This window comes from Caballeronia sordidicola, assembly GCF_000729995.1.
Classification (GTDB): Bacteria; Pseudomonadota; Gammaproteobacteria; order Burkholderiales; family Burkholderiaceae; genus Caballeronia; species Caballeronia sordidicola_A.
Genome location: NZ_JNFG01000011.1, coordinates 146,508 through 159,230 on the forward strand (window position 1 = coordinate 146,508; position 12,723 = coordinate 159,230).

General features: G+C 59.2%; 7 protein-coding genes. 4 read left to right on the forward strand and 3 right to left on the reverse strand.

The window, feature by feature from the left end; genetic code table 11:
* The first annotated feature begins 329 nt into the window (after positions 1–329).
* The gene (locus FH08_RS0112430; protein ID WP_235210346.1) at positions 330–2,213 is read left to right on the forward strand and encodes a sensor histidine kinase; all 1,884 of its coding nucleotides are present in this window, start codon (positions 330–332) and stop codon (positions 2,211–2,213) included.
* A complete protein-coding gene (locus FH08_RS0112435) occupies positions 2,206–3,564 on the forward strand; it encodes a sigma-54-dependent transcriptional regulator (protein ID WP_031358635.1) in 1,359 nt (452 codons plus the stop codon). The genes FH08_RS0112430 and FH08_RS0112435 overlap by 8 nt, the downstream gene beginning before the upstream one ends.
* Before the next feature lie 138 nt (positions 3,565–3,702).
* On the opposite strand, the gene FH08_RS0112440 is transcribed toward FH08_RS0112435, so the two are convergent.
* Entirely contained in the window at positions 3,703–5,421 is a 1,719-nt protein-coding gene (locus tag FH08_RS0112440) for a methyl-accepting chemotaxis protein (RefSeq protein WP_419177995.1), read from the reverse strand.
* 509 nt (positions 5,422–5,930) lie between these two features.
* Here FH08_RS0112440 and FH08_RS0112445 point away from each other — a divergent pair.
* The gene (locus FH08_RS0112445) at positions 5,931–7,148 is read left to right on the forward strand and encodes a substrate-binding domain-containing protein (protein ID WP_081889456.1); all 1,218 of its coding nucleotides are present in this window, start codon (positions 5,931–5,933) and stop codon (positions 7,146–7,148) included.
* A 2-nt stretch (positions 7,149–7,150) separates the two neighbouring features.
* Positions 7,151–10,528 carry an EAL domain-containing protein gene (locus FH08_RS49445; protein ID WP_051888193.1) on the forward strand — a complete coding sequence of 1,126 codons (3,378 nt, stop codon included), beginning with the start codon at positions 7,151–7,153 and terminating at the stop codon, positions 10,526–10,528.
* 388 nt (positions 10,529–10,916) lie between these two features.
* On the opposite strand, the gene FH08_RS48370 is transcribed toward FH08_RS49445, so the two are convergent.
* Together FH08_RS48370 and FH08_RS0112465 are read right to left on the reverse strand one after the other, a co-directional pair.
* Positions 10,917–11,768, reverse strand: a complete 852-nt coding sequence (locus FH08_RS48370) for a nucleotidyl transferase AbiEii/AbiGii toxin family protein (RefSeq protein ID WP_235210347.1) — start codon at positions 11,766–11,768, stop codon at positions 10,917–10,919.
* The gene (locus tag FH08_RS0112465; RefSeq protein WP_051888195.1) at positions 11,765–12,598 is read right to left on the reverse strand and encodes a type IV toxin-antitoxin system AbiEi family antitoxin domain-containing protein; all 834 of its coding nucleotides are present in this window, start codon (positions 12,596–12,598) and stop codon (positions 11,765–11,767) included. Before FH08_RS0112465 ends, FH08_RS48370 begins: the two co-directional genes overlap by 4 nt.
* Positions 12,599–12,723 lie beyond the last annotated feature (125 nt).

Here is a 12,723-nt window from a genome sequence, read left to right on the forward strand (position 1 = left end):
ACTATGGCTGGAAGCGTCATACGCGCTCGGCGATCTCGACGACGAGCAGACTGACGGGCGCTTCAAATCGCGGTCGGGTGCCGCCCAGGCATCCGCAACCGCGCTCAGGCCTCCATTCCAAGGGTCACGCGCCGTGTCGCATGGGGCGCCAGGCCCAAGAGGAGACACAACATGACCCGGTCGACGTTCAGGGCTGCGCTGCGGCTCGCGCACACTATCAGACACGGGTTCCGGGTCACCCGTCTGTGCTTCATCGGCCTGTGAGTCATCAGCCTGTGACTCATCAACCTGTGACTCATCGGCCTGTGACCCAGCAGCCTGCGAATCAAGTGCAGATACCGCGAAGCCATCCCAGGACAAGCGTCAGGCGCGCGCTGGCCGTGTGCGCGGCGCTTGTCCTCATCGTGGTCGCAGCGCTGATCGGACATGCAGTGGCCATGCAATCCGAGCTGGACAACCTGCGCGACGCAGCCCAGCACCGTCTCGACATGGTGGGCGCGGGACTCGAGGGCGATCTGAAGCGTCTGGATTACCTGCCGTCGCTGCTGGAGATGACGCCCAGCGTGTTCGCGCTGCTCGATACCCCCGGCGACCCGACCCTGCGCGACGAGGTCGATCGTTATCTGCAAGGAGTCAGCGCAACCGCCGGCGCGACCAGCCTCTATGTTCTGAACCGGGCGGGCGTAGGCATCGCTGCCTCCGACTGGGACCAGCCGGGTACGCCGGTCGGTGCGGATCTCTCGTTTCGGCCCTATGTGAGGGACGCACTGGCGCATGGACGCGGCAGTTTCTACGGCATGGGCTTCACCAGCAAGCGCGCCGGATATTACCTGTCCTATGCCCTCTACCACGAAGGCCAGTTGCGCGGCATCGCCACCGTCAAGGTCAACCTGGAAGACGCCGCGCTCGAATGGAGAAAACTTCCCGGCAATGTGATGCTGGTCGACGAACGCGACGTGGTGATCCTGTCTTCCCGCGATGAGTGGAAGTTCCGGCCGCTCGCGCCGTTGACGCAGCAAGCGCTCGCGGATATCGCCATTACGCGCCCCTACGGGAATGCCGCGCTGACGCCGCTCGACTGGCGTGTGGCGCAGCGCCTTGACGCGGGCGCCTCACTGGTCCGCTTGAATGGCAGCCCTTATTTGGCTACGACGCGGCCCCTGACTCAGCAGGCCGGCTGGCATCTGGTCGTGCTCGACAACGTGGCGCCCGTACGGACGAGTGCATGGGTGCTGGGCATTACCGCCGGGCTGGGCACGGCGGTAATGCTGTTGCTGGCGACGGTGTTCGCGCAACGCCAGCGCGCGCTGCGCCAAAAGCTCGCCGGCCAGGCCGCGCTGCAAGCCGCCCACGACAGCCTCGAGGCGAAGATTGTCGATCGCACGGCCGAGTTGCGCAGCGCGGTCGCCCAACTCGGCGAAGAGGTGGAAGTGCGCAAGGCCGTCGAGGCCGACCTGCGAGTCATGCAGGGAGAGCTGGTGCATACGGGCAAGATGGCGGCGCTGGGCCAGATGTCGGCCGGCATGGTGCACGAGCTGAATCAGCCGCTGGCCGCATTGCGCACGCTCTCGGACAACGCCTGCGTGCTGCTGGAGAAGGATCGGCTAGGCGACGTGCGCGGCAATCTGCAGCGCATCGCGTATCTTGTGGATCGCCTCGGTCGCCTGACCTATCAGCTCAAGGCCTTTGCGCATAAGACCAGTCCCACGCGCGTACCCGTGCCATTGCAGCAAATGATCGCCAACGCGCAGTTCCTGGTGGCGGAACGGCTGCGCGACAACCGCGTGGAACTGGTGGTGCAAGTGGAGCCCGCCGGCCTCGCTGCGCTCGCCGAGGAGGCTCGGCTCGAGCAGGTGCTGGTCAACCTGCTGGGCAACGCCATTGACGCCATGGCGGCCTCGCCGCAGCGCCGCTTGCTCGTCGCCGCGAGCGTGGCCGACGCGGCCGGGGAGCGCTGTGTCATCCAGGTCAGTGACACCGGTCCCGGCATACGCGCCGACATCCTGCCGCGCCTGTTCGAGCCCTTCACCACCAGCAAACCGGCCGGCGCCGGACTGGGGTTGGGCCTGATGATCTCGGCGCACATCGTGCGCGAGCTGGGCGGCAGCCTGCGCGCCCGGAATATTGAAGGAGGCGGCATCGATGGAGGCGGCGCCTGTTTCGTGATCGAATTGCCGCTTGCGGCCACACTGAAGGTTGAAGCTAATGAGTGACCAACAAGCCATCCGGGTGATCTTCGTCGAGGACGAGCCCGATGTACGCATGGGCAGTACGCAGGCTTTGGAGCTGGCCGGGCTCGAGGTCGACGGCTTTGCCAGCGTCGAGGAGGCCCGTTCGCACATCAAGGCCGGCGTGCCGGCCGTCGTGCTATGCGATGTCAAGCTGCCCGGCATGCCGGGCACGCAATGGCTGAACGAGATCCGCACCATCGACCCCGATCTGCCGGTGATCCTGGTCACGGGCCATGGCGACATTGCGATGGCCGTGCAGGCCATGCGCCAGGGTGCTTACGATTTCATCGAAAAGCCTTTTCCCTCGGAACATCTGGTCGCTGTCGTTCGCCGCGCGGCCGAAAAACGTTATCTGACGCTACAGGTGCAGGCACTGCGCGACCGGATCGAGAACACTCACGGCATCCAGGCGATGATGCTTGGACGCTCGGCGCAGATGCAGCACGTGCGCGAAACGGTCCTGACGTTGGCGGGCACCTCGGCTGACGTCGTGATCTACGGCGAGACCGGTACCGGCAAGGACCTGGTGGCGCGTTGCCTGCACGATCACAGCGACCGGCGCCACGCCAACTACGTGCCGCTGAACTGCGGAGGCTTGTCCGAGGCACTGGCGGAGAGCGAACTGTTCGGCCACGAAGTGGGCTCGTTCACCGGCGCCTCGCGCGTGCGCATCGGCAAATTCGAGCATGCGCACGGAGGCACACTGTTTCTCGACGAAATAGAGAGCATGCCGATGGCCGTGCAGATCAAGTTCCTGCGGGCCCTGCAGGAACGGAGTATTGAGCGGATAGGATCGAACAAGGCGATCCACGTCGATTGCCGCGTGATCGCCGCCGCGAAGGACGACCTGAAGGTGCTGAGCGACCAGCAGAAATTCCGTTCGGACCTGTATTACCGCATCGGCGTGGCCTTCATTGAACTACCCCCCTTGCGCGAGCGGCGGGAAGATATCCCGCTGCTGTTCGAGCACTTCACGCTGTTGGCAGCGAGCCGCCACCAACGCACGGCCCCTTTGCTCAACCGATCTCAACTGGCCGAGCTGATGGCCCATGCGTGGCCCGGCAATGTGCGCGAATTGCGCAATGTGGCCGACCGCTTCGTGCTGGGCCTGTTCCGCGATAACCTCACTTCGGCAACAGGCGGCCACGACATGCTGACCGGCTTGCCGCAACAGGTCGAGCACTTCGAGCGCACCATGATCACCGAAGAACTAAGACGCCATCACGGTGATGTGCTGCGTACGGCCACGACGCTTGGGCTACCCAAGCAAACCTTGTACGACAAGCTTCGCAAGCTGCGGATTTCCACCGATGAGTTCAGGAAAGACAGCTGAAACGCTTGGCGAATACTTGTGAGCGAGAGGGGCGCCACGGTTGGGATTTGGTAGTCAAATCCTCCGCGTGCGTTATGTGGGCCGGGTGCAAAACCCGGGTTCAAAACCCGGGTGCAAAGCGTCTCCCACGCGGCCGTCTCAGGCGTGGATTTTCGCGGCAAGAGCGAGGCGTGCAGGTGCTGCGGGCCGCTTGAGCGCGCTCCGTGGGGCCGGGCGTTTGGCTAGCGCCGTGCGTGCCGGTACGCTGGGAGCGCGCCCGAGCGACGCTGCGGCGTCAAGACGAAAGAAGGATATCGATTCGTTTAACCGCCGTCCCTGATCTTCCAGGGATTGCGAGGCAGCCGCCGCTTCTTCCACGAGCGCTGCATTTTGTTGCGTCACTTCGTCCATCTGCGTGATGGCCTGATTGACCTGCTCGATTCCGCGGCTTTGTTCCCCGGAGGCAGCCGCGATCTCTTGCATGATGTCGGTGACGCGTGCGACTGCCTGCGTCACTTCCGCCATCGTCTCGCCGGCGTCCTCGGCCAGCACGGAACCATCCCGAACCTTTTGCCCCGACGTCGCGATCAACTCCTTGATTTCCTTGGCCGCGCTCGACGAACGTTGTGCCAGGCTGCGTACTTCGCTTGCCACGACGGCGAAACCCCGTCCCTGCTCACCGGCGCGTGCCGCTTCTACCGCTGCATTCAACGCCAGGATGTTGGTTTGAAAAGCGATCCCTTCGATAAGCCCGGTGATATCAGCAATCTTGGTCGAGCTTTGGCTGATGTCCTCCATTGTCGATACGACCTGCATGACGACTGCGTGGCCTTTTTGAGCCACGCTCGAAGCGGTAGCCGCCAGCCCGCTCGCTTGTTGCGCGCTGTCGGAATTCTGCTTCACTGTTGATGTCAGCTCTTCCATGCTGGCTGCCGTTTCTTCCAGCGAAGCCGCTTGCTCTTCAGTGCGCGAGGATAAATCCACGTTGCCCGCCGCGATCTGGCTCGACCCGCTTGCAATGCTTTCAGCGGCAATGCGGACCTGACCGATCAGCTTGACCAGACTACCTTGCATCTCACCCATCGAAGCCAGCACGCTGCCGGCAGGTGCCTCGTGCGCGCCCGGCACAGGGCTCAAGTCGCCGCTGGCGACGCGTTGCGTCACCTCGCTCAAGACATCGGGCTCGGCCCCCAAAGCACGCATCAACGTACGCAGGAGCAGGACGCCCAAACCTGCACTCAGCACCACCGCAATCACAATGCACGAAAGCATCAGCGAGAATGCGTTCGAGCTGGCTGCATTGTTCGTTTCGTGGAGATCGTGACTGAGTTTCTCGTTGTACACGTTATGATTATCGAACGCCGCCTTGAGAGCTTTGGCCGCTTCGAACTGTGTGCCTCCATTCGCAAGCATGGACTTCGCACCATCCTGATCGCCTGCCTTGATCTTGTCGAAGAAACCTTGCCGCACCGACTGGTAAGCTGCGAATGCCGCCTTGTCTGCCTGCAGGAATTTCCGGTCGGTTTCGTCCGCGATGTCGTCCCGTTCATAGGTCGCGAGATGCCGGTCGACACTCTTGTCCATCTCGGCTATTTCCTGCGCTGTCGCCGCGCGCGTGGCGTTATCCGCACTTACCAGATATCCGTAAGCCAGTCGGCGCAGATTGCTGACGTTATCCTTGGCGTCGGTGAGCTCTTTGGTGCTGGGAATAATATTAGTCTGGACAAGCTCGAAGCGCTGCTGCGCCTGACTGAGCCGCCAAAGACCGAAGCCGCCCACCACAATCAAAGCGAGAAGTGCGACACCCAGGGTAAGTATGAGCCGTTTTCTGATAGTCATAACGAATCCGAAATTGTGAAATTTTTTAAGGGCGGCCATTGTCTGCACACCTTTTCTATTTACTGCTTGCTGCAATGAATAATGGCGAAAAATACTTAAATAAAAATCGCGCGATGCAAATAAGGGTTAATCTCAACTTGCCGGATATCAGCTTGTTGATGCTTTGAAGCTCTTAAGCGCTCCAGGTATGGTTCTTCTTAGGTATCCTCGTATTAACGACGTTAAATGGAAATGCCGCAGGTCTACCAAGGGTTTTCATTTTCAATATGACCGATACTCCCCAGCGGCGTCCGCAGATCTCTTTCAGCAACTCCGATTCGAAAGTGGTTCTAAGGTAAATGCCGGCGATGCCGTAAACACGATTAGCGGATGTTGGAGTTCTTGAGCTGATCCTGGCGCTTCGTGGCGGAAAGCTGGCTTGTATCGGTCAATTCGAATGCCCAGGTGATATCGATTAAGTCTTTCAGGAGTAGTTTTCTCGAATAAGAAGCTTGGAGCCGCCCCCACGGTCGGCGACCTGATAGGTGAAGCAAGCTAAAGGTGGTTTGATGCCATTTGAACCAGCATGCAGAAATATCGATGGGTTGATATCGTTTCGAAGCCTGTTCAACCGCGCTCGACGCAGTCTGACTCTTCTACCCGTACTTGCAATCGCAGGCATTTGCCTGTTCGTGTGCATACCGCAGCTTGCCCGGAGTACGCCGCCGGCGCCTGCAGGACAACCCGTTACCGCCACACCCTTATCCTTCGCCCAAACGCAGCAGATCATCGCCAAAGCGACGTTGCACGGCGTCAAGTGGGCCGGGCCTGAATCGGGGCCGGCCGCTCAGTCGGGAAAGCGTATTGCTTTCATCGCGGAAGATTTGCGCAACGGCGGGATCATCGGGGTCGCCCAGGGGGTGCGCGAGGCTGTACTGACAATGGGCTGGACGCTCAAGATATTCGATGCAGGCGGTACGTCAGCGGGCCGCCTGATGGCGTTCGAACGAGCAATGGCTTCCAACCCGGATGGGCTCATTCTGTGCGGCGCCGATGCGCAAAACAGCAACGCGGAGCTGGCACGGTTCGCAAGCCGGGGAATTCCGATCGTTGCGTGGCATGCAGGGTCAATGCCGGGTCCTATCACCGGCACCCCCGTCGCAATGAATGTGACGACGGACCCGGTGGAGGTCGCTCGCGTGACTGCCTTGGGGGCGGTGGCTCAGTCAAACGGTCATGCAGGTGTCGTAATCTTGACTGATTCCAGATTTGAAATAGCGATGACCAAATCGAATGCCATGGCCGCCGTCATCCACGCCTGTAAAGGATGCACCTTGCTTGAGGTGCGCGACGTGGCCATTTCGGAAAGCGGCGAGAAGGTGCCGGCGATAACAAAGGAGCTACTTGCGCGATATGGGAAGCGCTGGACCGTCGCGCTTGCCATCAACGACATCTATTTCGACTATGCCGCGCCGCAGCTGACCAAGGCAGGCGTACCCAGCAGCGCGCTAAGTTTGTTGTCGGCCGGGGACGGCAGCGCCACCGCATTTCTACGTATTCAGGCAGGCACTTATCAAACCGCTACCGTGGCCGAGCCGCTGAACCAGCAAGGGTGGCAACTGGTGGATGAGTTGAACCGCCTGTTTGCAGGCCAGCCAGTCAGCGGCTTCGTGGCGCCGGTTCACCTTGTGAACGCCGGCAATATCGCATTCGATGGCGGCAACCGCTTGCAGTACGATCCTGAGAATGGCTATAGGGACATCTATCGGCGCATATGGAAACCTTAGGGATGGCCTTGACTGAAAGGGTCGCAAGCCTACTTCGCCGCGTGATGCCGAGATCGCTACGCGGCCAGTTCGCCCTCGCGCTCTCAGTGTTGGCGCTGCTGATCCTTGCGGGCGCCATGACGGCTGTCTACACGCTGCGTTCGTCTAACCGGATTGCGCGCCAGCTGACAGAAGAACGGCTTGTGCGCATGCAGGACGTACAGGACCTCCTCGAGCACACGGTACTCATAGAACGCTCGACCTATCAGTTGCTCACCACCGGATCGCTCGAAGCGGTGCATTCGAATTACGCCGATATCGTCGAGCAGTTGAACACGCTTGATCGCCTGGTGGGGCGCGTAGGTGCATCAAGCGTTGATTTGGGCGTGCTCGACTTGCAGCAATCGAGTCAGTTGTTTCGCAGTACCGCCAATATTGTGGCGCAACTGCGCGAGAGCACCTTGAGAACCGAAGTCGTTTTCACGCAGACGCTGAAGGCTCGCATTGCGAGCCTTCAGGCGGCCCACTCGAAAAAGGCTTATGCACTGGCGAACGTGCTCTACCGTCTCGACAGCGCAAACCGCATAGAGGACGTGAAGCAACTGCAGCGGCAGTTCGAGACGGAGCTCAGGACGGCAGGCAGCTTGCCTGAACCTTTGCGAGCCGAACTGGATGGTCTGCCTTCAACACCCGCAGACGGTATTGACCCCGGTCCGCAGGATCCATTCTCGCTGCGTATGAAGCTTGTCAACGAGTACGAAACGCTGCTGCGATTTCACGATGAACTGCAGACGCAATCGATCGCACTGGCTTTAGCTGCCCGCCGGCAATCGAGCTCCTTTACGCTGGACTACCGGGAGGCCGTGCAGGGGCTTGTCGACGTCTCGGATCGCAATCAACGCTGGGTGCTGGCCATACTCGCCTGCAGCCTGACGTTGGCATGGCTGATCGCGTACTTGTTTATGGGGCGGCATGTACTTGCGCGGCTGCGCGGCATTAGCTGGCATCTTCGTCAGGAGTCGAAAGAAACTACGATCGTGACGGAGCAGTTGACCGGCGTCGATGAAATAGACGAGATGGCGAACGCGGTCGAGCAATTGCTGAAGGACCGCAATCAGCTCAAGCAGAGAACAACTGAGTTAAGCGTTATCAAGGAAAGACTGGGCACACAGAATACTCACTTGCAGCATGAGGCAATTGTTCGCTCGCAAGCAGAGCAGGAAATTGTTGCCTTGATGACGGAACAGAAGATCATTCTCGACAACATTGGCGTCGGCATTGCTTTTCTCGTGGATCGTCGCATTGTCCGGTGCAACCATTCGTTTGCCACCATGTTCGGCTATGAAGTCGATGATCTGACGGGCGTCTCGACCGATCGATTGCATCCGTCGAATAAGCACTATCTGGAGAATGGCGATTCGGCCTATGCAGCGATCGAACTCGAAGGCGTACACGCCGGCGACATACAACTCAAGCGCCGGGATGGGACGGTTTTCTGGGTAGAGCGGACCCTGATCTCGGTCGATCGTCCCAACTTGTCCAAAGGCGCAATCTGGGTGGTGCACGATATCGATCAACGCAAGAGGGCCGGGGTCCTGCGCGAAGAACAAGGCCGGGTCCTTGAGATGATCGCGATGAGCACGCCGCTCAACAAGGTCCTGGACAGCCTGGCGCGGCTTGTCGAAGCGCAATTGACCGGAATGGCCGCGTCCATTCTGCTTCTCGACGTGGACGGTGTACATATGCGCCATGGTGCGGCACCCAGCCTCCCAGACGCTTATGTGCAGATCCTCGATGGCGCCTCAGTCGGCCCGAATGTCGGCTCTTGCGGTACGGCAATATATCGAGGCGAGCCTGTCATCGTTGCGGATATTTCGCAGGATCCGCTTTGGGAGGATTACCGGACCCTGGCTGATACTTACGGGTTTCGTGCGTGCTGGTCGACGCCCATTCTGTCGCATCACGGCAAGGTCATGGGGACGTTTGCGTTGTATGCCAAGGAGGTGCGCCAGCCGGCCCAAATCGAGACCCAGATGATTGATATTGCCACTCGCATTGCGGGCATAGCGATAGAGCGTAAAAACACAGAAGACAGCATTCGGCACATGGCGCTTCATGATGCGCTGACTGGCTTGCCAAACCGCGTACTGCTGGAAGAGCGTATCCAGCAAGCCTTGCTTCACAGCGATCGCGACGGCCGCTGGGTAGCGGTGGTGTTTCTCGATCTCGACCAGTTCAAACTCATCAATGACAGCCTGGGCCATAGCGCAGGCGACGAGCTGCTTAAAACGGTGGCGGACCGGATGGTGCAGTGTGTGCGAAGTATCGACACGGTCGCGCGCCTGGGAGGCGATGAATTTGTGATCGTTCTGTTCGATGCGCCTGACAACATGGAAGGCATCGCGCACACCTTGCAGAGGATTCAGCACGTGATCGCGCAGCCCCTCCAGATCGGCGCTCAGAAACTTCAGGTGACATGCAGCATGGGGGTATCGACATACCCGGAAAATGGGACCGACATCGATACATTGCTCATGAATGCGGATGCCGCGATGTATTCCGCCAAGGACATGGGGCGAAACAACTATCAGTTCTACGCGAGCGAGATGAACGCGAAAGTTCAGGAAAAGCTCGTGCTGCAGGATGGATTGCGGAGAGCCATTGAGCACAGTGAGTTCCTGTTGCTGTATCAGCCGCAGATCGATCTGCTCTCTGGCCGGATCATTGGCGTGGAAGCGTTGCTACGTTGGCAGCATCCCGAGCTAGGCGTGATTTCGCCGAACAGGTTCATTCCGTTAGCCGAAGAAACCGGGCTGATCGTGCCTATCGGCGAATGGGTGCTTCGGACGGCGTGTATGCAAAATAAGGCTTGGCAGGACGCGGGGATGCCGTTGATTCGCTTGTCGGTCAATGTATCCGCGCGTCAGTTCGCCGAAAAAAACCTGATTCATCGTGTCGCCAGAGCCCTGGCGGATAGCGGTCTGGATGCTTGCTATCTGGAGTTGGAACTGACCGAAAGTCTCATCATGCAAGATGTGCCGCAGGCGATTGTAAAGATGGAGGCGCTGCAGACCATGGGCGTTCAGATGTCCATCGACGACTTTGGAACGGGCTATTCCAGCCTCAGCGCGTTGAAGCAATTTCCTGTATGTCGGCTCAAGATTGATCAGTCCTTCATTCGTGACGTTCCGGCAAACGCGGACGACAAGGCGATTGCGATGGCAGTGATATCGCTGGGGCATATGCTTAACCTGAAGGTCATCGCGGAAGGGGTTGAGACTGAACAGCAACTTGCTTTCCTGCGCGAGAACGAGTGCGATGAAGCGCAGGGGTATCTTTTTAGCCGGCCTGTTTCTTCCGATGAGATCGAGACGCTGCTCCACCAAGCTGTTTGGAATTAAGGGGGTGACGCAGATAGCAAAAAGCCCGCTGAGCGTGCCGTTAAGCAAATCCTGTCCGCAAAATAAAGCATAAGCTATCCGTATTAAAAGACCTTGCGCCAGTTAGGATACCTACTGAAAAAGTATAACCTGTCCAAAAGAAAATCTCCCTGTGCAACAACCCCATTTTTTGTGATGCTGAGGGCGTGTTGCCAGCGCTAGCATGGGTGCCCTGATGTACTCGATTCGAGAGGGCAGTGACCATGGACCTGCATGTCGTACCCGATGATTTCCCGAGAGCACTTTGGCGTGGAGCCGCGTCCCGCACACAGCCAAAGTGTGTCCAGATTCCCGGCGAGGGCCACTCATCGAGCTTGTCACAGTGCGGCGCCTCTGTTCGGCCCATCGCTCAGGGCGGATGCGGAAAGTAGAAGCTCTGGAAGACGTCGTAAGCCTCATCTGGCGAATAGCTGACGTTGAGCGGCAGATAGCCGTTCATGTCGTTCCGGAATTTGGACGATTTCATGCGCCGCGCGACTTCGGAGGCCACCCAGCCTTGTGGAATCGGAGACCCCTCGCGGTCCATATAGAACCGGAATGCCTCGCCCACCTTTACCGGGTCCACAACTGCACCGCCGGCCTGCGCAACTTCCCATGCACGCCAGAGGTCATAGAGGTCCCGGCCATGTTCGCGCTGTAGCAGCGCGCGAAGTTTCGTACCGAGCATCTCATTGAGGTCGTAGGACGGCACGTCCATGACGATAACCCCGCCGTTATCGTCTGGTATTTTCATGGGAACCGTGACGACGGGCGCAAATGGCTCGACCTCATTAACGTTGACCTCGACCTTCAGCTTCCCGAGCGCGCTGTGCTGGTCGACCGGGTCGAACACGTAGGTCTGGCGGATGATTTTGGAGCTCTGGGTGACATTGCGGACGGCCAGCACCATCGTTGTCAGGATGTTTTCGGACGGGCCAGACGGGAACAGCGGCTTAAGCACGCGCTTGAGGGCCTTCTTGATGTCTCCGGGCGGGCGGGTGCCGACCTTCACGAGATCAATGTCCTCAGAGTAGCGGGACGCTGGCGCCAAGTGTCCTTTGTGCAAGATGGTGCCGCCGCGCATGGCCACCTGACCGGAAAGAAACTTGTCAGAAAATATAAGCTTCACGGCGCGACTGATGATGTAATCCTGCTCGACCATCCATTGTTGCGACCAGTTGGCGTTTGGTTGCCAGGTCGCAAGCTTCTGCGCCTCAATCATTGACCCTCCGTAATTTCGTTGATATCCCGCGCGGAATAGATAATTCCCCACTTTGAGGTAGTCATGCTTGCCAGGGTGTCGGGCACCGGCTCAGCAAGTAATCGTGCCGTTCGCGTACGCGGAGACAGCCACTTTTCGACAACCGTCGCCATCTCCTCGAGCTTGAGCTCGTCGAAGAGAAACCCGATGCGTTGGGCCACGGCTACTTGGCCCATGGCGTCCAGCGCGCGCACGAGGTCAGATTGTGTCAGATGTGGCCCGAAATCTCTCGCCACCCGGGCGATGGATTCCAGTCCGCCTACCTTTGAGCGGTGACGCATCAAATCGAGAAGCGTGGCTTCCCGGGTCGAAACCACATACGCGCCTTTTTCGCCTCGCGTGCGCACCGTGGGCGCAGCTGCGATATCCGTGCGAGCGGTGAACACGATCTGTCGCTTACCTGCGGTCAGGGGTGCGCGGTAGCCGCTGACCATCACCTGGTCTGCCTGCAGGGCGTAATGGGATGAGCCCCAGTAGCGTGCCGCAGAGTGCAGACAGGCGTAGTACCCCGGCTCGATGAACTGCATGGCGTCGTGCAGCCACCAGGAGAGCGGCGGCGCGCCGTACGCGCGATACTCCGCGGGCACGATGAGATAGACCATCGGCCGCTTGTGCAGAGGTGTGACGATGCCCCGCTTCTCAAACCTTTTCAAGGTGATGCGGATTCCATGAGCATTGTCCTGGCGCCCCGTCAGGTCCGCGAACGTTTCCACGTCGAAGACATACCTGGCGCGACTCTGCAGCTCGGCCAACGCTTCTTCAGCGGTCCTTGGAGTAGTGGTTTCGGACACTTTTTACTTTCAAAAGTACGCATATAATTGAGCTAATAGAGAAAAAAGATACCACAGCCATCCCCCGGAAAGGTCTTAAATATTGGCATTGGTCACACATTTTTCTTCATTAAGTAATGATTTTT